This is a genomic window from Nocardia huaxiensis, from assembly GCF_013744875.1.
Taxonomy (GTDB): Bacteria; Actinomycetota; Actinomycetes; order Mycobacteriales; family Mycobacteriaceae; genus Nocardia; species Nocardia huaxiensis.
Genome location: NZ_CP059399.1, coordinates 7,208,783 through 7,231,042, shown reverse-complemented (window position 1 = coordinate 7,231,042; position 22,260 = coordinate 7,208,783). Strand labels below are relative to the sequence as shown.

The window sequence follows — 22,260 nt, the reverse complement described above, 5'->3', positions numbered from 1 at the left end:
GGCCCCCAACCGATTCGGTTGGGGGCCTTCGCTTTTCTCTACGCTTCCGAGGTTTCTACAGTTGAACCGCTCAACGGCTCCGCGGTCGTGCCGCCCAAAGGCATTGCGGGCAGACCGAGTTTGCGGTGATCCCAGCTGCGCACGCGTTCGGGCACCACGCGAATGGCGACGCGCTTGTTCAGCATCTGCTCCACGAACGGCTTCATGTCGTCGCTGTAGGGCCCGGTGTAGCGTTCCCACACGCTGATTCCGACCTTGAACAGGGCTTCGGGGTCCGTCACGATTTCCGCGCGGCCCTCGATGGACAGCCCGCGCAGCTGGTCGTAGGTGTCACCGGCTTCGACCAGCACGGTTACCCGCGGATCCCGGCGCAGATTCACCACTTTCTGGGCTTTGGCCTTGGTTTCGAACCAGATCTCACCGTCGATCAGGCCGTACCACATGGCGATGAGATGCGGTGTGCCCGACGGGCCGAGTGTGGCCAGCGTGGCGACGCGACTGCGCTCGAGAAAATCGCTGATCTCCTGTTCGGACATCACGATCTGCGCGCGTTGATTGACTCCCATGTGGCGACTGTAATTTACGCCGTATGACGGCGGTCACAGGGGCCGGTCGCGTGCTCGCCCGGTGGCCGGGAACACGGCGACGTCCCCGTCTGGACCAGGCGGGGGCGTCGGGGGTTGTGATTGATGGCCGCTGAGGCTGCCGTGACGGCTGTGGCGGGCGCGAACGGTCATCCGGGTCTGCCGGAGCGGAGTACGGCCCTCAGAGGCGCTTGTGGAGCGCGTCCGCGGCGGCGACCAGGTCGGCGGCCCAGCGGGCGCCCGGGCGGCGGCCCATGCGGTCGATGGGGCCGGATACCGAGACGGCCGCGACCACCGCGCCCGCCGCGTCGCGCACCGGGGCCGACACGCTGGCCACGCCCGCGGCGCGTTCGGCGGCGCTCTGGGCCCAGCCGCGCCGGCGCACCTCCGCGAGGGCGCGCTCGCCGAATACCGCTTCCGGGAGGACCGTGCGCTGCAGGTCCGGATCCGCCCACGCCAGGAGGACTTTCGCGGCGGAACCCGCAGTCAGCGGCAGGCGGGCGCCGATCGGGACGGTGTCGCGCAGGCCGGCGGCGGGTTCCATGGCGGCCGCGCAGACGCGGGCGTTGCCGTCGCGCCGGTAGAGCTGGACGCTCTCGCCGGTGATCTCGCGCAGGCGCGGAAGGATGGTGGCGGCGGCGTCCAGCAGCGGGTCGCTGGCGGTTGTCGCCAGCTCCGACAGGGCCGGGCCGGGCCGCCACAGGCCCTGGTTGTCGCGGGCCAGCATGCGATGCGTCTCGAGGCCCACGGCCAGGCGGTGGGCGGTGGCGCGGGGCAGGCCGGTGCGGGCGCAGAGCTCGTTGAGGCCGCAGGGTTGCTCGGCGACGGCGTGCAGGACCGCCATGGCTTTGTCCAGAACGCCGATACCGCTATGCTGTCTCATAGATTGATCATAGCGTCTCGCATGTTGGGAAACGCAAACCGCGCCACCGACGTCAGGTCCGATCCCGGGCCGCGCGAGTCGCAACAGCCCCCGCGTCCCCAGCCCGGGCGCGGGTATGTCTATCGAGAGGTGATGGAGCTATGGCCGATCGGCCACGCACTCTGGCGGAGAAGGTCTGGGATCAGCACGTCGTCGTCCGCGGCGAAGGTGAAGGCGCGAACCGCGAACCCGACCTCATCTACATCGACCTGCACCTGGTGCACGAGGTCACCAGCCCGCAGGCGTTCGACGGCCTGCGGCAGGCCGGTCGCCCGGTGCGCCGCCCGGATCTCACCATCGCCACCGAGGACCACAACGTCCCGACCATCGACATCGACAAGCCGATCGCCGATCCCGTCTCGCGCACGCAGGTCGAGACCCTGCGCCGCAACTGCGAGGAATTCGGTATCCGCCTGCACCCCATGGGCGATCTGGATCAGGGCATCGTGCACGTGGTCGGCCCGCAGCTGGGCCTGACGCAGCCGGGCACCACGGTGGTCTGCGGTGACTCGCACACCTCCACCCACGGCGCATTCGGCGCGCTCGCAATGGGTATCGGCACCTCGGAAGTGGAACACGTTCTGGCAACGCAGACTTTGTCGCTGCGCCCGTTCAAGACCATGGCCATCAATATCGACGGCGAGCTGCCCGACGGCGTCACCTCCAAGGACGTCATCCTCGCCGTCATCGCGCAGATCGGCACCGGCGGCGGCCAGGGCTACGTGCTCGAATACCGCGGTGACGCCGTGCGGAAGATGTCCATGGAAGCCCGGATGACCATGTGCAACATGTCGATCGAGGCCGGCGCCCGCGCGGGCATGGTCGCGCCCGACGAGATCACCTACGAGTTCCTGAAGGGCCGCCCGCACGCCCCGGAAGGCGCGGATTGGGATGCCGCCGTGGCGGCCTGGGATGCCCTCAAGACCGACGAGGGCGCGGTGTTCGACGCCGAGGTGCACATCGACGCCGCGTCGCTGACCCCCTTCGTGACCTGGGGCACCAACCCGGGACAGGGTGCGCCGCTGGGCGATACGGTGCCCGATCCGGAGCAGATCTTCGACGAGAACGAGCGCGCCGCGGCCGAGAAGGCGCTGCAGTACATGGACCTGAAGCCGGGCACTCCGCTGCGAGATGTCGCCGTGGACACGGTTTTCGTGGGTTCGTGCACCAATGGCCGCATCGAGGATTTGCGGGCCGTGGCAGGCGTTCTGAAGGATCGCAAGGTTGCGGACGGCGTACGCATGCTGATTGTTCCCGGTTCCATGCGGGTGCGCCTGCAGGCGGAAAAAGAGGGCCTGGGCGAGATTTTCACCGCCGCGGGCGCGGAATGGCGGCAGGCCGGCTGCTCCATGTGCCTGGGAATGAACCCGGATCAGCTTTCCCCGGGTCAGCGTTGCGCCTCCACCTCGAACCGCAACTTCGAAGGGCGACAGGGCAAGGGCGGTCGCACGCATCTGGTTTCGCCGCTGGTCGCGGCGGCCACCGCGGTGCGCGGAACCCTGTCCTCACCTGCGGATCTCAACTGATCCCGGCCCCAGATCCCGCTGCTCGCACAGACTCAGGAGAATCAACGATGGAAGCCTTCAAGGTTCACAAGGGGATCGGCGTTCCGTTGCGTCGATCCAATGTCGACACCGACCAGATCATCCCGGCCGTCTATCTGAAGCGCGTTACCCGAACGGGTTTCGAGGATGGACTCTTCGCGGCTTGGAGGACGGATCCCCACTTTATTCTGAACACCGAGCCCTACAACCGGGGCAGTGTCCTGGTCGCCGGTCCGGATTTCGGTACCGGATCCTCACGCGAGCACGCGGTTTGGGCGCTCAAGGACTTCGGCTTCCGCGTGGTGATCTCGTCGCGGTTCGCCGACATCTTCCGCGGAAACGCCGGTAAGGATGGGCTTCTGACGGCCCGGATGGCCCAGAGCGATGTGGAATTGCTCTGGAAGTTGCTCGAGGAACAGCCCGGTTTGGAATTGACGACCGACCTCGAGGCACGGACTGTGTCGGCGGGAACCGTCGTGTTGCCGTTCGATATTGACGATTACACGCGCTGGCGTCTGCTGGAGGGGCTGGACGACATCGGCCTCACCCTCCGGCGCTGCGACGAGATCACCGAGTTCGAAAACGCAAGGCCGACATGGAAACCCACGACCATTCCGGCGCGCATTTCCGAATCGTAATCAAGGCGAACGATAGCTGGACGGCTCCGGAGCCGGTAGCTGGGCGTGTGCCATGTCTCATGAAAATAGGCGTGGCACATAGACTCTTGCCGCATAAAGGTTTACCGTGGTACCTAGTCGGTCCGACGACGGGCCATTAGTCTGCGGAGGATTCAATGAACAAGGCGGAACTGATCGATGTTCTGACCGAGAAGTTGGGTACTGACAGGCGCACGGCGACTCAAGCGGTCGAGCAGATGGTCGACACCATCGTGCGTGCGGTGAACAAAGGTCAGAGCGTCACCATCACCGGATTCGGTGTGTTCGAACAGCGCAAGCGCGCGGCACGTGTTGCTCGCAACCCGCGCACCGGCGAAACCGTCAAGGTGAAGCCGACTTCCGTCCCGGCCTTCCGTCCGGGTGCGCAGTTCAAGGCGATCATCGCCGGCAAGCAGAAGATCGCGTCGAGCGGCCCGGCCGTGAAACGCGGTGTGGCGGCTCCGGTGTCGGGCAAGGCGGGCGCCAAGAAGACCACCGCCAAGAAGACGGCCAAGAAGGCCGCCACCAAGGCCCCGGCCAAGACCACCGCCAAGAAGGCGGCTTCGAAGGCGCCGGCCAAGAAGGCCACCGCCAAGAAGACCACCGCCACCAAGGCCGCGGTCAAGAAGACCACCGCCAAGAAGGCTCCGGCCAAGGCCACGGCCAAGAAGACGGCCACCAAGGCCACCGCCAAGAAGACCACGGCGAAGAAGGCTCCGGCCAAGAAGACCGCCGCGAAGCGCACTGCCCGTCGCTGACGGTCCCGTTCCGAAGCTGACGGTTACAGCCTCGAAAATATGTGAGACGGCCCGGCATTGCCGGGCCGTTTCGCATTTCCGGATGAATGTTGCTCCGAGCGGGGGGAAGTCGGCTCAGCGGGCCGGAATGTCGGTGGGGGTCAAGGCCCGATCGAGGTGGTCGGCCGCCACCAGGCGGCCCTGGTGCAGCGACAGCACCCACACGCTGCCCTTGCGATTGCGGGCCGGTGGCAGCGTGATTCCGTCCCGGGCGGCCCACCAGGCCAGCAGATCCGGAATCACCTTGCCCTGACTGCAGATCACCGGGACCCCGGTCCCGGAGGCCAGCGTGACGGCGCGTTCGTGTGCCGCGTCGGGCGCTGCGGCGTAACCGCTTTCGGCGAACAATGGCTCGGATTCGATTTGCGCACCGAGTTTCTCCGCCAGCGGGGTAACGGTTTGGACACAGCGCAGCGGTGGGGCGGAGTGGATTTCGGTCGCGCCGAAGGCGAGCAGATTGTCCACCAGCTCGCGAGCCTGTGCGCGACCGGCCTTTTCGAGCGGGCGCGCCTCGTCCGGGCCGGTGAAGCGGTCGCGGCGGCCGGCCTTGCCGTGCCGCACCAGCAGCATGGTCGAGGTATCGGCCGGTAGGCGCAGGAAATTGCGGATGATGCTGCGGTCCATAGGATACGAGATCTCGTCCATGACCCGGTCCACGGGCGACCAGACCAGTTCGTCGACCTCGGTGTTGGACTCGAAGGCCCCGTCGACCACGCGGGCGGCCCAGTAGTCCACACGCTTGAGTTTGCGGTGCCCGGTGACCGGATAGGTCACATGGCCGAGATAGCGCCCCAGCGTGCAATTCAGGCCGGTTTCCTCGGCCACCTCGCGCACGGTCGTGATCACCGGCGTCTCACCGGGATCCAGTTTGCCCTTGGGCAGCGACCAGTCGTCGTACTTGGGCCGGTGCACCATGGCGATCTCGATGCCGCCGTCGGCGGCGTATCGCCACAGAACAGCCCCGGCCGCAAGGATGTTCGGGGTCACGCGCGGGTCGGAGTACGCACTGCCGTTGCCGGATCGTTCTGGGCTCACTGGCGATCCGGTCGTCGCAGCCGCATGAGGAACTCCTGATGGTCGCGAATCTGTTCGCCGGGCACATCCGGATCGGGCTGGGCCTGCCAGCTGCCGTCGGGCTGCAGCACCCAGCAGCGGGTGGTGGGGTAGAGCGCGGAGTCGAACACCTGTGCCAGCTGTTCGGCCAGACGCGGATCCTTCACCTGTGCCAGCACTTCCACGCGCCGGTCCAGATTCCGGTGCATCATGTCGGCGCTGCCGATCCAGTATTCGTTCTGCGCCTGGAAGTGCAGGACGCGCGAATGTTCCAGGAAGCGGCCGAGAATCGAGCGCACCTCGATGTTCTCGCTGAGCCCCGGAACGCCCGGTCGCAGCCCGCAGATGCCGCGCACCACGATCTGCACCGGCACGCCGGCCTGGGAGGCGCGATACAGCGCGTCGATGATCTGCTCGTCGACGATGGCGTTGGCCTTCAGCCGGATTCGCGCCGGCACACCCTGCTCGGCGAGTTCGACCTCGCGCTGGATGCGCTCGATGATCCCCTGGCGGACGCCGCTGGGGGCGACGAGCAGGTTGCGGTAGTTGGCTTTTCGCGAATACCCGGTCAGCGAGTTGAACAGGTCGGTGAGGTCGGCGCCGATCTCCGGTGCGGCCGTGAGCAATCCGACGTCTTCGTACAGGCGTGCGGTTTTCGGATTGTAATTACCGGTGCCGATGTGGCAGTAGCGACGGATGGTGGCTCCTTCGCGGCGCACCACCAGGCAGGTCTTGCAGTGCGTCTTGAGACCGACCAGGCCGTAGACCACGTGCACGCCCGCTTGTTCCAGCGCCCGAGCCCATTTGATGTTGGCCTGCTCGTCGAAGCGCGCCTTCACCTCGACCAGTGCGACGACCTGTTTACCGGCCTCGGCGGCGTCGATGAGGGCATTGACGATGGGGGAGTCGCCGGAGGTGCGGTACAGGGTCTGCTTGATGGCCAGCACCTGCGGGTCGGCGGCGGCCTGTTCGATGAAGCGCTGCACGCTGGTGGAGAAGGAGTCGTACGGGTGGTGCACCAGCACGTCGCCCTCGCGCAGGGCGGCGAAAACGTTTCGGGGCGTTTCGCGTTCGCCGAAGGCCGGGGGCGTGGCGGGCACATACGGCGCGTCCTTGAGGTTCGGCCGGTCGACGCCGTACACCTGCCACAGGCACGACAGGTCCAGCAGGCCGGGCACCTGGATCACATCGCCCGGGTCCACGTCGAGTTCGCGCAGCAGCAGATCGAGCATGTGCTCGGTCATATCGTCCGAGACTTCCAGGCGCACCGGCGATCCGAAGCGGCGGCGGGCGAGTTCGCGTTCGAGGGCCTGCAGCAGATCCTCGTCGCGGTCCTCCTCGACCTCGAGGTCGGCGTTGCGGGTGATCCGGAACGAATGCTGTTCCACCACTTCCATTCCCGGGAACAGCTGATCGAGATGCGCCGCGATCAACTCCTCCATGGGCAGGAAGGCGGCGGTGGCCGGGGTCGGGCTGCCTTCCCGGGTCGGGGTGGCGCTGTCGCGGGTCGCGGAATCCCTACTCGCCGGGGGTGTTCGGCGTACCCGCACGAACCGGTCGACATTGTCGGGCACCTTCACACGGGCGAAGTGCTCGCCGCCGGTGGCCGAATCCTTCACGGTCACGGCCAGATTCAGGCTCAGGCCGCTGATGTAGGGGAACGGGTGCGCCGGATCCACGGCCAGCGGGGTCAGCACCGGGAAGACCTGGTCCTGGAAGTAGCCCGAAAGCCGCTGGCGTTCGGCGTCGTCGAGTTCGGCCCACCGGATGATGGCGATGCCCTCGGCGGTGAGCGCGGGCAGCACCTGATCCAGGAACACCCGGGCATGCCGATGGGCGATCTCCTGGGTGCGGGCGGCGATCATCTCCAATTGCTCGGTGGGCGAGAGCCCGTCGGCCGAGCGCACCGACAGTCCGGTCTCCGCGCGCCGCTTCAGCCCCGCCACCCGCACCATGTAGAACTCGTCGAGGTTCGAGGAGAAGATGGCGAGGAACTTCGCGCGCTCCAGCAGCGGCTGCGAGGTGTCCTCGGCGAGGGCGAGCACGCGGGCGTTGAAGTCGAGCCAGCTCAGTTCCCGGTTCACATACCGGTCGGGCGGCAGCACCGTGGTGGTGGGCGGAGGGGTCGCCGCGGGCGGCGCCGCGGGCAGTAGCGGCGGTTGCTTGACGGTGTCCGTATCGCTCACTCTCACGATCATTCCTTATGTCGCTTACGGGGTGTCGCTGTGACACCTTCCATTGCAACGCAGATCACGCCGGGTCAGCACAGGGAAGACCCGGCTCGGCGAACCTGTTTCGAAGCGTGACACGCTCGAGACACACCGAGTTCACGGAGTAGCGCGCCGGTCGCCACCCCGACGCCGAGCGCCGCCGCACGTTCCAGATCGGCGGTGGTGTCGACGTCCTGACGCAGGCCGGGCCACTCGCCCAGCAGTTCCACCGCGCCCGCCGCGATATGGCGGCGGGCCGAATCCGGGCCGAACAGCGGGCTCAATGGCGCGGCCCCGTCGCGCACCAGCAGGGCCACGGTCCCACTGCCCTCGTGGTCGGCCACCACGGACCGCCGATGCGTGGAGGCGCCCAGCGCATCGGCCAGTTCCCGCGGCCGCAGCGCCGGCAGATCCGCTTGCAGCGCAAGCAGTTCGACGGCCCCGTGCCGCCGCCGCACCGCCGCGGCCCCGGCCGCCAGCGCGGCATTGAGGCCGCTGCCGTGCCCGTTCGGCGACGGCTCCGGCTCGACCTGCGCCCCCAGCCCGCGCACCACCCGGGACACCTCCGAATCCGGTGTCACCACCGTGACCGAGGCGATCCCGGGCGTGGCGACAGCAGCCGTCACGGTATCGGTGAGCATGGCGAGCACCAACCGCGGACGATCCCGTGGTTGCAGCCCCTCAGCGAGCCGGCTCTTGGCCTGAGCCAGGCTCTTCACCGCGATCACAGCGTGCATGGTGCCGATTCTGCCTTCCGCCTCGCTCGACCGGTGTCGCCGTGCACGGGCGAATTCCGGTCGTCGTGCACTGCCCGAATCCTCCCACTCCGCGATGTCGGGCGTGTATGCGGCGTCTGAATGCGGTGCGCGGCATGCCGGGTGTGACACGCACCTATATTGGGCTGATGGCTAGGGCAGCAGTACTGGGAAGCGGGTCCTGGGGGACCGCGTTCGCGAAGGTGTTGGCGGAGGCCGGAACCGAGGTCACCATGTGGGCTCGGCGTCCGGAGGTGGCGCAGACGCTGGCCACCGAGCATCGCAATCCCTGGTATCTCCCGGAGGTGGATCTGCCCCCGATCGCGGCCACCGATGATCACACCGTCGCCCTGAAGGGCGCGGACATCGTGGTGCTGGCGGTGCCGTCGCAGTCGCTGCGCGGGAATCTGGCGGCCTGGCGCGACACCATTCCCGCCGATGCCACGCTGCTGAGCCTGGCCAAGGGCATCGAGACCGGCACCCTGCTGCGCATGAGCGAGGTGATCGCGGAGGTCAGCGGCGCGGACCCGAGCCGGGTGGCGGTGCTGTCGGGCCCGAACCTGGCGCGCGAGATCGCGGCCGGCCAGCCCGCGGCCACCGTGGTGGCCTGCACGGATGTGGTGCGCGCGGAGGCCGTGCAGCACGCCAGTGCCACCGGCTACTTCCGCCCGTACACCAATCACGATGTGATCGGTTGCGAGATCGGCGGCGCCTGCAAGAACGTGATCGCGCTGGCCTGCGGCATCGCCTCCGGAATGGGCCTGGGCGACAACTCGATCGCCAGCCTCATCACGCGCGGGCTGGCCGAGATCATCCGGCTGGGTGTGGCCGTCGGCGCGGAGCCGGTGACCTTCGCGGGCCTGGCCGGGGTCGGCGATCTGGTCGCCACCTGCACCTCGCCGCTGTCGCGCAACCGCTCCTTCGGCCACGTGCTGGGCGAGGGCGGGTCCATGGAGACCGCGCAGCAGGCCACTCATGGGCAGGTCGCCGAGGGTGTGAAGTCCTGCACATCGGTGCGGGCGCTGGCGCAGCGGCACGGGGTCGAGATGCCGCTGACCGAAATGGTGCACCAGGTGTGCCATGAGGGCCTGCCGGCCTCGGAGGCGGTCGGATATCTGCTGGGCCGCCGGCTCAAGTCGGAGTGAGTGCGCCGGAACCCGGGGTGACCGTGTAACCGATCCGTCATCTGGGACCGGGTACGGTTCCGGGCATGACCAACAGGATCCGGGTGGCGGTGGTTTTCGGCGGGCGCAGCAACGAACACGGCGTCTCGTGTGTGTCGGCGCGTACCGTGCTGGGCAGCCTAGATCCCGAGCGCTACGAGCCGGTGCCGATCGGCATCACCACCGACGGCACCTGGGTGCTGGGTAGCAAGGATCCCGCGGCGCTCGCCGGAAATGCCAAGGAGCTGACGGTCACCGAGTCCACCGGCGCCGCGCTGGCGCTGGTGGCCGATCCCAGCCGCTCCGGCGATCTGGTGCCGCTCGACGGGGCCGACCAGGTGCTGGGTTCGGTGGATGTCGTATTCCCGGTGCTGCACGGCGCATTCGGTGAGGACGGCACCGTGCAGGGCATGCTGGAGCTGGCCGGGCTGCCCTACGTCGGTCCGGGCGTGCTCGCCAGTGCGGCCGGCATGGACAAGGAGTTCACCAAGAAACTCCTTGCCGCCGAAGGACTTCCGATCGGCGTCCAGGTGGTGCTGCGTCCCGGCACGGCCACCCTGGCCGAGGCCGATCGCGAGCGCCTGGGCTTGCCGGTGTTCGTCAAGCCCGCCCGCGGCGGTTCCTCCATCGGCATCACTCGGGTGGACAGTTGGGACAAACTGGACGATGCCATTGCCGTTGCGCGCCAGCACGATCCGAAGGTGATCGTGGAGGCCGGCATCGTCGGCCGCGAAGTCGAGTGCGGCGTACTGGAATTCCCGGACGGACGCGTGGAAGCCAGTGTGGTGGCCGAGATCCGGATGCCCGACGAATCCGCCGAGAGCCCGGAGTTCTACGACTTCGACACCAAATACATCGACGACGTGTGCGAGTTCGACGTCCCCGCCAAGCTGGACGACGATGTGGCACAGGAGATCCGGGAGCTCGCCGTGCGCGCCTTCCGGGCGCTCGACTGCCAGGGCCTGGCCCGCGTCGACTTCTTCGTGACCGCCGACGGTCCGGTCATCAACGAGATCAACACCATGCCCGGCTTCACCTCCATCTCCATGTACCCGCGCATGTGGGAGGCCGCCGGCATCGACAACGGCACGCTGGTGTCGACCCTCATCGAAACGGCGCTGGCGCGCGGCACCGGCCTGCGCTAGCTCACTGCTCCGCCAACGGCCCGGTCGAGCAGATCCGTTGCCGCCCGGGCCCATTCGGTGACGGCCGCCACGTACTCGCTCGGCGGTCGCGCGACGATGTCGGCCGCCGTGATCGGCCAGTCGCAGGGCCAGCGCGAATCCACGCCGGAACGATCCTCCGGGTTCGGATTGGTCACCTTCACCGCGCGGAAGTCACGTCGTATCTCGCGGCGTAAATCGCTGATGGGGAACGGGTTTCGGGCCATGCGCGTCAGCGCGGCGCGCATTCCGGCGGTGGCCTGCGGGGTCATGCGGGACGGATGCTGCACCTGATAGGTGGCGATGGCGTAGAAGTGCGCTCGCAGCGAATCCTCACTGCCGTCCAGCACCTGCGCTTCGATCTCCAGCAGTTCCGGAATCCGGTCGGCGCAGACACCGGAGGGCGGGAGCACGCCGCCGCATTCCGGGCAGCGATCCGAGGCCGAGGTCATGGACCGAGCATCGCATGCCGCGGCAGGCAGCACCCCCCACTCGGGGGAGGCCGGGGTCGGACCTCGGGGCGATGGCGGGCCCGCCCCGCCCGCGTAGCCTCGATGGGGTGATCATGGCGATGACGATCCCCGGGCTGGCGATGCTCATCATCGCCGTGGCCTTCGCCGACGTGGCCTACCGCAAACTCACCGGCCGCTCGGCGCTGCCGTGGATGCGCGGCGGCGAGCAGCAGCGCAAGGCCGCCGCCATCGGCTTCGAGGAGTTCGACGCGCTCTTCGGTTCCGGCAAGCGGGTCGAATTCGAGCAGCGGCAGTCGGTGCTCATGCACCGGGAGAATCCCGGCGACGGCCAGGACGGCTTCGAGGTCGACCTCACCGGCGGCACGGCGACCCTGCGCAAGAGCTGACTCAGTTGGGCAGCGGCCCCGGGTCCAGCGGCTGCTCCGGGATCGCCTTCTTGATGGACTCCGAAATATCCTGCAGCGGAGTCGGACCCGCGTCATTGGCCATGGTGACGGCGATATAGGTGCCGCGATCCACCGCGAACCAGGTGCCCGAGGTGACCCCGCTGGTCTCGTCGCGCACCTCGAACCAGTTGACGCCGTTCACGATCTGCAACGGCGAGGCGCGATTGAACTCGAGCGGCCGATCCAGCCCGCAGCGCAGCACGATCGGTTCGCCGCCCTCCGGCTTCTGCCACGCCTTGGTCGCGACCGGCGCGGGTTCCCGCAGTTCGGCGGTCGTGTAATCGCCGAGGCTGCCGGGCAGTGCGGGCAGCAGCGCCGAGCACGCCGGGCCTTCGGCGGTGGGCGCGGGCACCGACCCCAGCGCCAGCGGCTCGCGGGCGGGATTCTTGCTCGCCATCACCCCGGCCACCAGCACACCGACCACGAGTGCGATGGGCAGCGCGACGGCCGTGGCGATGAGCGCGGGCGACCGCTGCGTCGAGAAGTCGTCTTCCTCCGCGGGCTGCGTGCCGGAATCCGGTGACTGCTCGACGGTGGGCTCGCCGCTTCCGGAGCCTTCGCGTTTGGTGAGATCGGGACCTGCGGGGGCGTCGACGGCTGTCGTCTCGCTGCCTGCCGCCTGGCTGGCGGTGGCGTCGTTGCTCGCGTCGGTGCTGTCGTTGCTCATCGCGGTGGTCGGTCCCCGATCGTGGCCGGGCCGGGTCGGCACGCCCGGCGGGTGGTCGTCGATTGCCTGTCCGAGGGTACCGTCGCAGTGTTTGCCGTCCGCATTCCGCTCACCGCCGAGGAGACCGTCATCACCGCCAGCAGCCATCCGCGTACCGTTCGCGAGCTCGGGGAGTTCGCGCTCATCGCGCGCATCACCGCCGATCGCAAGCAGGCGCCGGGCGTGCTGCTAGGGCCGGGCGACGACGCCGCGGTGGTGGCCGCGCCGGATGGGCGGTTCGTGGTGACGACCGACATGCTGGTGCAGGACCGGCATTTCCGGCTGGACTGGTCGGATCCGGAGGACATCGGGCGCAAGGCGATCGCGCAGAACGCCGCGGATGTGGTGGCGATGGGCGCCGCGCCGAGTGCGTTCGTGGTGTCGCTGGGTTGCCCGTCGGACACCGCGGTCGAGTTCGTGGAGCGGCTGGCCGACGGCATGTGGGCCGAGGCGGAGCGCGCGGGCGGGTCCATCGCCGGGGGCGATATGGTGCGCAGCCCGTTCCTGGTGATCTCGGTGACGGCGTTCGGTGATCCGCGTGGGCGGGAACCGATTACGCGTTCGGGCGCGCGGCCCGGTGATGTGGTCGCGGTGGCGGGGAAGCTGGGCTGGTCGGCGGCGGGGCTGGCGGTGCTGCTGGCCGACGCCGATCCGGTGTCCGGCCCCGTGATCGATCGATTGGCCGATGTGGTTGCGGCGCATCGGGTTCCGCGCCCGGACTATGCCGCGGTGCTGGAGCTGCCGGAGTCGACGGCGATCACCGCGCTGACCGATGTGTCCGACGGCCTGCTCGCCGATCTGGGGCATATTGCCGAATCGTCCGGTGTCGCCGTCGATCTCGATTCGGCCGCGCTGCACGACCCCACCCTCGACGGTGTGGCGGCCGTGCTCGGCGCAAGCCCCCTCGACTGGGTTCTCACCGGCGGCGAAGATCATGCCTTCGCAGCCACTTTCGCCGATGCCGGGGATGTGCCCGCAGGTTGGGTACCCATAGGGCGGGTGCTGACCGGCACGGGCGTGACGGTCGACGGCGCCCCCCGAACCGGACCTACCGGTTGGGAATCCTTCGCTTAGGTGGGTGCGGTTCCGCCGTGAAAGTGGGAACGATATCTTTTCCCGACATGGGTGGAAAACCACTGTCGGAAGTCATCGATACGGGCTGGGCCGAGGCCCTGGAACCGGTGGCCGACCGCATTCAAGCAATGGGTGAGTTCCTGCGCGAGGAGAATGCCGCCGGGCGCGGCTATCTCCCGAAGGGTGAGAACGTCCTGCGCGCCTTCCAGCGTCCCTTCGACAAGGTGCGGGTGCTCATCGTCGGGCAGGATCCGTACCCGACGCCGGGGCATCCGATGGGCCTGAGTTTCTCGGTGGCCCCGGATGTTTCGCCGGTGCCGCGCAGCCTGGGCAATATCTTCTCCGAGTACACCAAGGATCTCGGATTCCCGACGCCGTCCAACGGTGATCTGTCGCCGTGGTCGGATCAGGGCGTGCTCATGCTGAACCGAGTGCTGACGGTGCAGCCCGGACAGCCGGCCTCGCATCGCGGCAAGGGCTGGGAAGCCGTGACAGAGCAGGCGATTCGGGCGCTCGTGGCCCGTGACCAGCCGCTCGTCGCCATCCTGTGGGGCCGCGACGCCTCGACGCTCAAGCCCATGCTCGGGTCCACGCCGTACATCGAATCCGCCCATCCCTCACCGTTGTCGGCGTCGCGCGGCTTCTTCGGTTCTCGTCCGTTCTCACGTACGAACGAATTGCTCGGTACATTGGGTGCCGCCCCGGTGGACTGGCGTCTACCGTAGGGCCCGCAATCCGTTGATCCGATTCAGGAGCATGTGCATGCAGAACAAGACTGCCCGTGGTGTTTTCGTCGCGCTCGCCATGGGCGCGGCGGTCGCCGCCGCCCCCGCCGCTACCGCGGAGCCGCTCACCCTGGAGCCGGCCGCCGCCACGACGGAGCCTGCCGCACCCGTCGCGAGCTTGTTCGACACCAATAGCGCCACCACCATGTCGTCGAGCATCACCTCGCGCATCGCGTGCCTGCCGATGACCATCAGCCAGAACCTGGACTGCTTCACCGGCGACCGCTGACGCGGCGCACCATTCGCACTTCCATTGCGGGAGTGAAGGCTTCGACTCGGCGCTGCCCGTCGAGTTCGAAGCCGAATTTGCGGTAGAAGGCCCGGGCGCGCGGATTCTCCTCGAAGACCCACAGCGAGGTGTCCGCGTCCCGGGTCAGTACCGCGCGCATGAGCGCATGCGCGAGTCCGGTGCCGTACCAGGCAGATCGGACATACATGGCTCTGATTTGCCTCTGGACATCGGCGGATTCGTCCAGATCCGGCCCGGCGTTCGCGAATCCGGCGACGGCGCCGTCGATTACGGCCACGACCGTCTCGTCCGGATGGGCGAGACGATTCTTCTCCCAGGCGGCCGCGCGCTGATCGAGATCGAAGGCGTCCAGCACGTGCTGTGGCACGAGTCCCTGATACGCCTCACGCCAGCAGGCGATATGGCATTCGGCCAGACTCCTGGTGTGCCCGGCCGCCAGCGGGACAACCTGCCAGCCCGCGTCGTTCACCCGCGTCCTCCCTGGAAACAACGAAACGCCCCGTCCACCCATGATGGGTGCCGGGGCGCTGCGTAGGTTCGGTTATCAGCCGCGGGCGACCTTGCCGGCCTTCAGGCAGGAGGTGCACACGTTCATGCGGCGGGTGTTGCCCGGGGCAACCTGCGCACGCACGGTCTGAATATTCGGGTTCCAGCGACGGTTGGTGCGCCGGTGCGAATGCGAAACCGACTTACCGAAGCCGGGGCCCTTGGCGCAGACGTCGCAGACGGCAGCCATAGTCGCGAGCTCCTTCATGTCATGTGTAGGGACACGCCGCATCGAAAACAGTGTGTCCGGAAACTTAATGTCTTGGACGTGCCTACCGGTGAATCACCGGCTAACGCTGGCCAATACCTGAGAGGGAGGATCGGCGCTGCGCGTGGCAACCCTGCAAGAGTAACCAACCGCCATCGGGCGTGTCCAATTGGCCCCCGGGTACTGCCACACGGGTGTCACCGGAACGGCAGGTGACGGCCGGGTGTCGGTAATGACGACTACTCTGGCGGCCGGGTTTGCGGACAGGTGTGCGAGGCGGAAGGACGGTGACGGTGCCCGGGGTAGGGGACGTGCTCGACGGTACTGCGCTACTGCGCTGGGGGCAGCTCTGCCTGGCCGGCCTCGAACACCACCGCGACGAGATCAACGCACTGAACGTGTTCCCCGTCGCCGATGCCGACACCGGCACCAACATGCTCAGTACTCTCCGCGCGGCGGTGCGAGCGGCGGAAGAAGTGGCCGCGACGCCCCCTGCGACAGCCAACACCGACGCACCTGTTTCCGGTAGCGCGATCGTGGGTGTGCCGGCCGCCGGGGTCGCGGTTGCCATGGCGCGGGCGGCGACGGTGGGGGCACGGGGGAACTCGGGGATCATTCTCTCGCAGGTGCTGCGCGGGCTGGCCGACGCGGTGTGCGATGGGCCACTCGATGAGACGGCGCTGCGGGCGGCGCTGCGGCGGGCGGCCGTGCTGGTCCGTGAGGCGCTGAGTTCTCCGGTGGAGGGGACGATGCTCACGGTGCTGGATCGGGCGGCCGATCGGGCGGCGGATTGTCAGGATCGGAGTTTGGTGGCCGTCGCGCTCGCCGCCGCGGACGGTGCGGCCAAGGCGCTCGGCGAAACTCCGGCGCAACTGGGTGTGCTGCGCGAGGCGGGTGTGGTGGACGCCGGTGCGCGCGGGTTGCTGGTGATGCTGGATCAGTTCGTCGCGGTGACGGGCGGGCGGGTGCCGGCGCGGCCGGAGTATGTGCGACGCGGCGGGGCACGGCAGTCCGGAACGGGTGGCGCGCAACCCGGCCGCGAGCGCGCCGGGATGGCGAATGATGTTGCCGCGCAGCCGTCCACATCGCATGGTCGTGCGAATTCCTTTGCGGCGGAAGCGCATAGGCATGACGCGGTGGGGGATGCTGGTGTCGTGGGCGATGCGTCGCAGTACGAAGTGATGTTCCTGGTGTGCGGCACCGATGAGCAGCGGGTGGGCGTGCTGCGGGATCGGCTCGGTGCGCTGGGGGATTCGGTGGTCGTGGTGGGGGATGGGGTCGATACCTGGTCGGCGCATGTGCATTGCGCGGATGCGGGGGCGGCGGTGGAGGCCGGGATCGCGGCGGGGGTGTTGAGCGGGATCCGGATCGAGAATCTGGCGGTGTCGGGGCACGCGCCGGATGGGCCGGTCGAGCGCGGGATTCTGGCGGTGGCGTCCGGGGCGGGGGCGGTGCGGCTGTTCGAGGACTCGGGGGCGGCGGTACTCGAGGGCGAGGTGACGGCCGAGTCGCTGCTGGCCGCCATTCGGCGGATGCCGCAGCGCGAGGTGCTGGTGCTGCCCAATGGCGCGCTGCCCGCGCACGAGCTGGTGGCCGTGAGTGTGGCGGCGCGGGACGGGCAGCGTGAGGTGCTCATGCTGCCGAGCGGGTCCATGGTGCAGGGGCTGGCGGCATTGTCCATGCACAATGGCGGGCGCGCCGCGGCCGACGACGCCTTCGCCATGTCCGAGGCGGCGGCCGGAACCCGGTGGGGCGCTTTGCGTATCGCGCCGGAGCGGGCCCTCACGATTGTCGGCACCTGCGCGGCGGGCGATGGCCTCGGCTTGGTCGGCCACGATGTGGTGGTCATCGACGCCGATGTGCGCGCGGCCGGGCGCACTCTGCTGGACCGGATGCTCGGTCTCGGTGGGGAACTGGTCACCATGCTCGTGGGTGAGCAAGCGCCGCAAGGACTTTCGGACGAGTTGGCCGCACATGTGGCCTCCGGTTTCCCGGGTGTGGAGGTGGTGGTCTACCCCGGCGGGCAGGCCGGCGACCTGCTGCAGATCGGGGTGGAATAGCGGTGCGGATCGGGGTGAAAGGTTAATGGCGACACTGAGTGACCGGCTCGACCATGTGTTGGGCGTGAAGGCCGCCGACCAGCTGGCCGAATCCTTCGACATGACCACGGTCGAGGACCTGCTGCGACACTATCCGCTGCGCTACGCCACCCAGGGGCAGCCGCTCAGCGAGGAGCAGCCCGAGGAGGGTCAGCACATCACGGTGATCGGCCGGGTCACCAAAACCGATCTGCGCCCGATGAAGAACCGGCGCGGCAGCCTGCTGCGCGTCTCCCTGGACAGTGGCGGCCCGCGCCCGGTGGACATCACCTTCTTCAATGGCGACAAGGTGCGCCATCTGGTGAAAGAGGGAGTGCGCGCGATGATGTCGGGCACCGTGCACTACTGGCGGCCCGATCAGTGGAATCTCTCGCACCCCGACTACCTGATCCTGCCGACCACCGTCGACGGTGAGGTCGAGAAGGTCACCTCCATCCACGGCGGCGGCGCGCTGCGCGGACTCGCCCAGAGCGCGAAAGGCGCCGGGGGAGTGGACATGTCGTTCTTCGAACGCGAGTTCATCCCGGTGTACCCCGCGACCGCGAAGGTGCAGAGCTGGGATCTGCTGCGCTGCATCCGCCAGGTGCTCGACCAGCTCGACCCCATCGACGATCCGCTGCCGGAGAGCCTGCGCGCCGAACACGCGCTCACGCCCATCTCCGATGCCCTGCGCCTGATCCACCTACCCGAGCGCAAATCCGATATCGAAGAGGCCCGCAACCGCCTGCGTTTCGACGAGGCCCTAGCGCTGCAGCTGGTGCTGGCCGAACGCCGCCACCAGGTGGAGGGCCGTCGCGCCGAACCCTGCCCGCCGCGCACCGACGGCATTGCCGCCGCCTTCGACAAGCGCCTGCCCTTCGAATTGACCGAAGGCCAGCGCACCGTCATCGACGAGATCTCCGCCGACCTGTCCCGCCCGCACCCCATGCACCGCCTGCTGCAGGGTGAGGTGGGTTCGGGCAAGACCATCGTCGCCCTGCACGCCATGCTGCAGGTGATCGACAGCGGCCGTCAGTGCGCCCTGCTCGCACCCACGGAAGTCCTTGCCGCCCAGCACTATCGCTCGCTGAAGAATATGCTCGGCGATCTCGGCAGCGCCGGTGAGCTGGGTGCGGCCGACAATGCCACCAAGGTGGTGCTGGTGACCGGCTCCATGTCGGCGGGCCAGAAGAAGGCGGGCCTGCTCGACGCCGTCACCGGCGAGGCCGGGCTGGTGATCGGCACGCACGCCCTCATCCAGGACAATGTCGACTTCTTCGATCTCGGCATGGTCGTGGTCGACGAACAGCACCGCTTCGGTGTCGAGCAGCGAGACGCCTTGCGCGCCAAGGCCAAGAACGGCGTCAGCCCGCATCTGCTGGTCATGACCGCCACCCCGATCCCGCGCACCATCGCCATGACCACGCTCGGCGACCTGGAAACCTCCGTGCTGACCCAGCTTCCGCGCGGCCGCTCGCCCATTGTCTCGAAAGTCGTTCCGGCCAAGGTGAAACCGTCGTGGGTGGATCGCGCGTGGGAGCGCATTCACGAGGAGGTGGAGGCGGGCCGCCAAGCCTATGTGGTCTGCTCCCGCATCGGTGACGACGAGGACAAGGACGCCAAGGGCGGAAAAGGCAAGGGCAAGAAGAAGTCCGAGGAGGAGAAGGAGGGGCCCACCACGCATTCGGTGCTCGACGTCTACGAGATGCTGCGCACCGGACCGCTGAAGGATCTGCGTGTGGGCCTGCTGCACGGTCGCCTCCCCGGTGACGAGAAGGACCGCGTCATGCGGGCGCTCAACGACCACGAGATCGACGTGCTGGTGTCCACTACGGTCGTCGAGGTCGGTGTCGACGTGCCGAACGCCACCATCATGGCCATTGTCGACGCCGATCGGTTCGGCGTCAGCCAGCTGCATCAGCTGCGCGGTCGCGTCGGCCGAGGCAAGCACCCGGGGCTGTGTCTCCTTATTACCGAGACCAATCCGGTCGGCACCGCCATGGCGCGGCTGGAGGCCGTGGCCGGGACCAACGACGGTTTCGAACTGGCCGTGCTCGATCTGCGTCAGCGCCGCGAAGGCGATGTGCTCGGCTCCGCGCAGTCCGGCACCGCGCGCAGCCTGCGCCTGCTGTCGCTGCTCGACGATCTCGAAGTCATCACCGCCGCACAGCAATTGGCGCGTGAGGTGGTGGAATCGGATCCGGGGCTGAAGAAGCATCCGGGCCTGGCGAGCATGATGCGCGCGGCGGTGGACGGCGAGCGCTTGGAATATCTCGCCAAGTCGTAGCGGTTGGTTCGGGCGTTGCCGGGCGGATCAGGCAGCGGCGTGGGGCGAGCGAGGTGAGTGGTCAGGAGGAGTGCGTGGTCGCGATCGGTATCGAAGGTTCCGGGAGACCCACGGGACGACCGGCACTGCGTCGTCTGGCGGTTTGGCAGGGTCTGGGGGGAATGCCGCCCACCGCATTGGTTTTGGGCGGCATCGTCAGCGTCCAGCTGGGCGCGGCCTTCGCCAAACAGCTGTTCGGCGCGACCGGTCCGGCCGGGGCGGTGAGTCTGCGGCTGGGTTTCGCGGGCATCATCCTGCTGATCATCTGGCGGTCCGCGCTGCGCATCGACCGCCGCGCGATTCCGGTCGTGCTCGCCTACGGCGCGGTGCTGGGGTCGATGAACCTCTGTTTCTACGAGGCGATCGACCGCATTCCCCTCGGCATGGCGGTGACCATCGAATTCCTCGGCCCCCTGGCCGTCGCCCTTGCCGGTTCGCGCAAATGGATCGACCCCGTGTGGGCATTGCTGGCCGGAGGCGGTGTCCTATTACTCACCCAGGCCGACGGCCCGGTCTCCATGGCCGGTGTCCTGCTGGCCCTCGCGGCCGGTGGATTCTGGGCGGGCTACATCCTGCTCACCGCCCGGCTCGGTGAACGCACCAGTGGCGGAGGCGGTTTGGCGCTCGCCATGGCCTTCGGCGGTCTGCTCATGGCCCCCGCCGGCATCTTCGAAGCGGGCACCGCCCTGCTCGATCCCGCTGTTCTCGCAGTCGGTTTCGCGGTCGCCCTGCTCTCCTCGGTGGTGCCGTACTCCCTGGAACTCGAAGCGCTGCGCCGCATTCCGCCGCGCGTCTTCGGCATCCTCATGAGCCTGGAACCCGCCGTGGCCGCCATGGCGGGCCTGCTCGTCCTGGGTCAGGTCCTCGGCGTCGGCCAGTGGGCAGGCGTCGTCTGCGTCGTCGCGGCCTCGGCGGGAGCCACCCGCACCGGCACCCCGGACTGAATCAGCCCCCGTCATCCCGGCCAAAAACGCGCCGGGATGACGAGGCAGGGAAATTGGTCTGACCACTTGACCTCTGACCAATTCGGCCCGTACCGTCGTGGCATGGCGCTGAAGCGGATCGACCGCAGGACCGTTCCCGACGAAGTCTTCGATCAGCTCGTGGACACCGTCCTGGACGGGGAGCTGGAACCCGGTGCGACCCTGCCCGCCGAGCGTCAGCTGGCCGAAGCCCTGGGCGTATCCCGCCCGACCGTGCGCGAAGCGCTACAGCGGCTCGCTCACACCGGTCTGGTGGAGGTGCGCCAGGGCGGCGGCACCACGGTCCGCGATTTCCGCCGTTTCGGCGGCCTGGACATGCTGCCGCGCCTGATCTTCCGCCGTGGCGAACTCGACCACGCGGTCATCCGCAGCATTCTGGAGACCCGCGAGGCCATGGGCCGCGAGATCGCCGGGCTGGCTGCCGAGCGTGCGGGCGACACCATCGCCCCCGCTCTGCGCTCCGCGCTGGACGACCTTGTCGCACACCAGGATCCGATCGCCCAGCAGCACGCGGCCCTCATCTTCTGGGATCACCTGGTCGATGCCGCCGACTCCATCGTCTACCGGCTCATGTTCAACAACCTGCGCGCCGTCTACGAACCCGCCATGGCGGCCCTGGCCACCGTTATGGTCGCCGAGGTGAGCCATGTCGAGCGCTACCGCGCCCTCGCCACCGCCGTGACCGCGGGCGACGCCCTGGCGGCCCGCACCGCCGCCACCGAGCTCTTGTCCTTGGCGACAACGGAATTCGCCACCCTCATCCGCCGTCTACAGGAGGCGCCCCATGACCCCGAACAACCCTGATCGCGCCGTCGGCAAGGCCGAGATCGACCGTCGCGCGCAAGCCCGCCTGGCTGCCGACGACGCCGAATCATCCCGCCGCACAAAGCTTTCCCTGCACGACGCCTTCCGCGAATTCCTCCGCCACCCCTCGCCGTGGATCATCGCCGGCATGCTCGCCGCAGCCCTCATCGCTCGAATAGTGGTGGGCGACTGGCAGCTCACCGACGCCCTCGTCCCCGTCGTCATGCTGGCCCTGTTCCCGGTGGTGGAATGGCTCATCCACGTGTTCATCCTGCACTGGCGTCCCCGCACCATCGGCCGGGTCACCCTGGATTCCCTGCTGGCGCGCAAACACCGTGAGCACCACTCGAATCCGCGCGAACTCCCGCTCATCTTCATCCCCTGGCAGACCTTCCTCTGGCTCCTGCCCGCCCTGGTCGCCATCGCCCTGCTGGCCTTCCCGCGCCCGGCCCTCGGCCTGACCTTCCTCGTCCTGGTGGGCCTGCTCGGCCTCAACTACGAGTGGACCCACTACCTCATCCACACCGACTACCAGCCGTCCGGCCGCATCTACCGCGCCGTCCGCAAGAACCACCGCCTGCACCACTTCAAAAACGAGCACTACTGGTTCACGGTCACCAGTTCGGGCACGGCCGATCGTGTCCTGCGCACCTACCCCGACCCGGCGCGAACCCCCAACTCGCCCACCGCGAAAGCCCTGCACGCCGGCGGCTCGGCCTGATCGGCTTCGGGCA

General features: G+C 68.3%; 23 protein-coding genes. 14 read left to right on the top strand and 9 right to left on the bottom strand.

Annotated features, from left to right (window positions below; genetic code table 11):
• Positions 1–38: 38 nt before the first annotated feature.
• Entirely contained in the window at positions 39–566 is a 528-nt protein-coding gene (locus tag H0264_RS33045; protein WP_181581179.1) for a pyridoxamine 5'-phosphate oxidase family protein, read from the bottom strand.
• Positions 567–765: 199 nt separating this feature from the next.
• Complete coding sequence (locus H0264_RS33040; protein ID WP_181581178.1) at positions 766–1,467, bottom strand: IclR family transcriptional regulator; 702 nt, start codon at positions 1,465–1,467, stop codon at positions 766–768.
• A gap of 140 nt (positions 1,468–1,607) precedes the next feature.
• Here H0264_RS33040 and leuC point away from each other — a divergent pair, with 140 nt between their 5' ends.
• The 3 genes from leuC to H0264_RS33025 all read left to right on the top strand — a co-directional run bounded on the left by leuC (position 1,608) and on the right by H0264_RS33025 (position 4,464).
• Entirely contained in the window at positions 1,608–3,032 is a 1,425-nt protein-coding gene (gene leuC, locus H0264_RS33035) for a 3-isopropylmalate dehydratase large subunit (protein ID WP_181581177.1), read from the top strand.
• Between the two features lie 47 nt (positions 3,033–3,079).
• Positions 3,080–3,688 carry a 3-isopropylmalate dehydratase small subunit gene (leuD, locus tag H0264_RS33030; RefSeq protein WP_181581176.1) on the top strand — a complete coding sequence of 203 codons (609 nt, stop codon included), beginning with the start codon at positions 3,080–3,082 and terminating at the stop codon, positions 3,686–3,688.
• A 155-nt stretch (positions 3,689–3,843) separates the two neighbouring features.
• Positions 3,844–4,464 (top strand): HU family DNA-binding protein, encoded by a 621-nt coding sequence (locus H0264_RS33025; protein WP_181581175.1) that lies wholly within the window; start codon positions 3,844–3,846, stop codon positions 4,462–4,464.
• 114 nt (positions 4,465–4,578) lie between these two features.
• Here H0264_RS33025 and H0264_RS33020 read toward each other — a convergent pair whose 3' ends face one another.
• The 3 genes from H0264_RS33020 to cofC all read right to left on the bottom strand — a co-directional run bounded on the left by H0264_RS33020 (position 4,579) and on the right by cofC (position 8,503).
• A complete protein-coding gene (locus H0264_RS33020) occupies positions 4,579–5,538 on the bottom strand; it encodes an NUDIX hydrolase (RefSeq protein WP_420832007.1) in 960 nt (319 codons plus the stop codon).
• Positions 5,535–7,754, bottom strand: coding sequence for an RNA degradosome polyphosphate kinase (locus tag H0264_RS33015; protein ID WP_181581174.1), 2,220 nt, complete (start codon positions 7,752–7,754; stop codon positions 5,535–5,537). The genes H0264_RS33020 and H0264_RS33015 overlap by 4 nt, the downstream gene beginning before the upstream one ends.
• 62 nt (positions 7,755–7,816) lie before the next feature.
• Positions 7,817–8,503, bottom strand: a complete 687-nt coding sequence (gene cofC, locus H0264_RS33010; RefSeq protein ID WP_181581173.1) for a 2-phospho-L-lactate guanylyltransferase — start codon at positions 8,501–8,503, stop codon at positions 7,817–7,819.
• Between the two features lie 167 nt (positions 8,504–8,670).
• Between cofC and H0264_RS33005 the strand changes: the two genes are divergently transcribed.
• Positions 8,671–9,666, top strand: coding sequence for an NAD(P)H-dependent glycerol-3-phosphate dehydrogenase (locus H0264_RS33005; protein ID WP_181581172.1), 996 nt, complete (start codon positions 8,671–8,673; stop codon positions 9,664–9,666).
• 65 nt (positions 9,667–9,731) lie between these two features.
• Positions 9,732–10,829: a D-alanine--D-alanine ligase family protein gene (locus H0264_RS33000; protein WP_181581171.1), complete on the top strand. Its 1,098-nt coding sequence runs from the start codon at positions 9,732–9,734 to the stop codon at positions 10,827–10,829.
• Here H0264_RS33000 and H0264_RS32995 read toward each other — a convergent pair.
• A complete protein-coding gene (locus tag H0264_RS32995) occupies positions 10,826–11,299 on the bottom strand; it encodes a DUF5946 family protein (RefSeq protein WP_181581170.1) in 474 nt (157 codons plus the stop codon). The genes H0264_RS33000 and H0264_RS32995 overlap by 4 nt on opposite strands.
• 113 nt (positions 11,300–11,412) lie before the next feature.
• Between H0264_RS32995 and H0264_RS32990 the strand changes: the two genes are divergently transcribed.
• Positions 11,413–11,706: a DUF6191 domain-containing protein gene (locus tag H0264_RS32990; protein ID WP_231084564.1), complete on the top strand. Its 294-nt coding sequence runs from the start codon at positions 11,413–11,415 to the stop codon at positions 11,704–11,706.
• 1 nt (position 11,707) lies between these two features.
• Here the strand turns inward: H0264_RS32990 and H0264_RS32985 are convergent, their stop codons facing one another.
• The gene (locus H0264_RS32985) at positions 11,708–12,433 is read right to left on the bottom strand and encodes a DUF3515 domain-containing protein (RefSeq protein ID WP_181581169.1); all 726 of its coding nucleotides are present in this window, start codon (positions 12,431–12,433) and stop codon (positions 11,708–11,710) included.
• 192 nt (positions 12,434–12,625) lie between these two features.
• On the opposite strand from H0264_RS32985, the gene H0264_RS32980 reads away from it, so the two are divergent.
• Genes H0264_RS32980 through H0264_RS32970 form a run of 3 tightly spaced genes read left to right on the top strand, consistent with a single transcriptional unit; the run spans position 12,626 to position 14,560 of the window.
• Positions 12,626–13,546, top strand: a complete 921-nt coding sequence (locus H0264_RS32980; RefSeq protein WP_244976307.1) for a thiamine-phosphate kinase — start codon at positions 12,626–12,628, stop codon at positions 13,544–13,546.
• Positions 13,547–13,593: 47 nt separating this feature from the next.
• Positions 13,594–14,271, top strand: a complete 678-nt coding sequence (locus tag H0264_RS32975; protein ID WP_181581168.1) for a uracil-DNA glycosylase — start codon at positions 13,594–13,596, stop codon at positions 14,269–14,271.
• Positions 14,272–14,308: 37 nt separating this feature from the next.
• On the top strand, positions 14,309–14,560 hold the full coding sequence (locus H0264_RS32970; protein ID WP_181581167.1) for a hypothetical protein: 252 nt from the start codon (positions 14,309–14,311) through the stop codon (positions 14,558–14,560).
• Here H0264_RS32970 and H0264_RS32965 read toward each other — a convergent pair.
• Both H0264_RS32965 and rpmB read right to left on the bottom strand, forming a co-directional pair.
• A complete protein-coding gene (locus H0264_RS32965) occupies positions 14,544–15,050 on the bottom strand; it encodes a GNAT family N-acetyltransferase (protein WP_231084566.1) in 507 nt (168 codons plus the stop codon). The genes H0264_RS32970 and H0264_RS32965 overlap by 17 nt on opposite strands.
• A gap of 75 nt (positions 15,051–15,125) precedes the next feature.
• Complete coding sequence (gene rpmB / locus H0264_RS32960; RefSeq protein ID WP_039799620.1) at positions 15,126–15,317, bottom strand: 50S ribosomal protein L28; 192 nt, start codon at positions 15,315–15,317, stop codon at positions 15,126–15,128.
• 311 nt (positions 15,318–15,628) lie between these two features.
• Between rpmB and H0264_RS32955 the strand changes: the two genes are divergently transcribed.
• The 5 genes from H0264_RS32955 to H0264_RS32935 all read left to right on the top strand — a co-directional run bounded on the left by H0264_RS32955 (position 15,629) and on the right by H0264_RS32935 (position 22,247).
• Entirely contained in the window at positions 15,629–17,395 is a 1,767-nt protein-coding gene (locus H0264_RS32955) for a DAK2 domain-containing protein (RefSeq protein WP_181581165.1), read from the top strand.
• 25 nt (positions 17,396–17,420) lie between these two features.
• Entirely contained in the window at positions 17,421–19,700 is a 2,280-nt protein-coding gene (gene recG / locus H0264_RS32950; protein WP_181581164.1) for an ATP-dependent DNA helicase RecG, read from the top strand.
• A 161-nt stretch (positions 19,701–19,861) separates the two neighbouring features.
• Positions 19,862–20,683, top strand: coding sequence for an EamA family transporter (locus H0264_RS32945; RefSeq protein WP_181581163.1), 822 nt, complete (start codon positions 19,862–19,864; stop codon positions 20,681–20,683).
• A 102-nt stretch (positions 20,684–20,785) separates the two neighbouring features.
• Entirely contained in the window at positions 20,786–21,526 is a 741-nt protein-coding gene (locus tag H0264_RS32940) for a FadR/GntR family transcriptional regulator (RefSeq protein WP_181581162.1), read from the top strand.
• A complete protein-coding gene (locus H0264_RS32935; RefSeq protein ID WP_181581161.1) occupies positions 21,507–22,247 on the top strand; it encodes a sterol desaturase family protein in 741 nt (246 codons plus the stop codon). The genes H0264_RS32940 and H0264_RS32935 overlap by 20 nt, the downstream gene beginning before the upstream one ends.
• Positions 22,248–22,260 lie beyond the last annotated feature (13 nt).

Bases quoted from the DNA above. Each gene is read 5' to 3' on its own strand.
- recG (WP_181581164.1), top strand. From the start codon at position 17,421: ATGGCGACACTGAGTGACCGGCTCGACCATGTGTTGGGCGTGAAGGCC.
- H0264_RS32985 (WP_181581169.1), bottom strand. From the start codon at position 12,433: ATGAGCAACGACAGCACCGACGCGAGCAACGACGCCACCGCCAGCCAG.
- leuC (WP_181581177.1), top strand. From the start codon at position 1,608: ATGGCCGATCGGCCACGCACTCTGGCGGAGAAGGTCTGGGATCAGCAC.
- H0264_RS32940 (WP_181581162.1), top strand. From the start codon at position 20,786: ATGGCGCTGAAGCGGATCGACCGCAGGACCGTTCCCGACGAAGTCTTC.
- H0264_RS33040 (WP_181581178.1), bottom strand. From the start codon at position 1,467: ATGAGACAGCATAGCGGTATCGGCGTTCTGGACAAAGCCATGGCGGTC.
- rpmB (WP_039799620.1), bottom strand. From the start codon at position 15,317: ATGGCTGCCGTCTGCGACGTCTGCGCCAAGGGCCCCGGCTTCGGTAAG.
- H0264_RS32975 (WP_181581168.1), top strand. From the start codon at position 13,594: ATGGGTGGAAAACCACTGTCGGAAGTCATCGATACGGGCTGGGCCGAG.
- H0264_RS32970 (WP_181581167.1), top strand. From the start codon at position 14,309: ATGCAGAACAAGACTGCCCGTGGTGTTTTCGTCGCGCTCGCCATGGGC.
- H0264_RS32935 (WP_181581161.1), top strand. From the start codon at position 21,507: ATGACCCCGAACAACCCTGATCGCGCCGTCGGCAAGGCCGAGATCGAC.
- H0264_RS32945 (WP_181581163.1), top strand. From the start codon at position 19,862: ATGCCGCCCACCGCATTGGTTTTGGGCGGCATCGTCAGCGTCCAGCTG.
- H0264_RS33005 (WP_181581172.1), top strand. From the start codon at position 8,671: ATGGCTAGGGCAGCAGTACTGGGAAGCGGGTCCTGGGGGACCGCGTTC.
- H0264_RS33000 (WP_181581171.1), top strand. From the start codon at position 9,732: ATGACCAACAGGATCCGGGTGGCGGTGGTTTTCGGCGGGCGCAGCAAC.
- cofC (WP_181581173.1), bottom strand. From the start codon at position 8,503: ATGCACGCTGTGATCGCGGTGAAGAGCCTGGCTCAGGCCAAGAGCCGG.
- H0264_RS33045 (WP_181581179.1), bottom strand. From the start codon at position 566: ATGGGAGTCAATCAACGCGCGCAGATCGTGATGTCCGAACAGGAGATC.
- H0264_RS32995 (WP_181581170.1), bottom strand. From the start codon at position 11,299: ATGACCTCGGCCTCGGATCGCTGCCCGGAATGCGGCGGCGTGCTCCCG.
- H0264_RS33015 (WP_181581174.1), bottom strand. From the start codon at position 7,754: ATGATCGTGAGAGTGAGCGATACGGACACCGTCAAGCAACCGCCGCTA.
- H0264_RS32990 (WP_231084564.1), top strand. From the start codon at position 11,413: ATGGCGATGACGATCCCCGGGCTGGCGATGCTCATCATCGCCGTGGCC.
- H0264_RS33025 (WP_181581175.1), top strand. From the start codon at position 3,844: ATGAACAAGGCGGAACTGATCGATGTTCTGACCGAGAAGTTGGGTACT.
- leuD (WP_181581176.1), top strand. From the start codon at position 3,080: ATGGAAGCCTTCAAGGTTCACAAGGGGATCGGCGTTCCGTTGCGTCGA.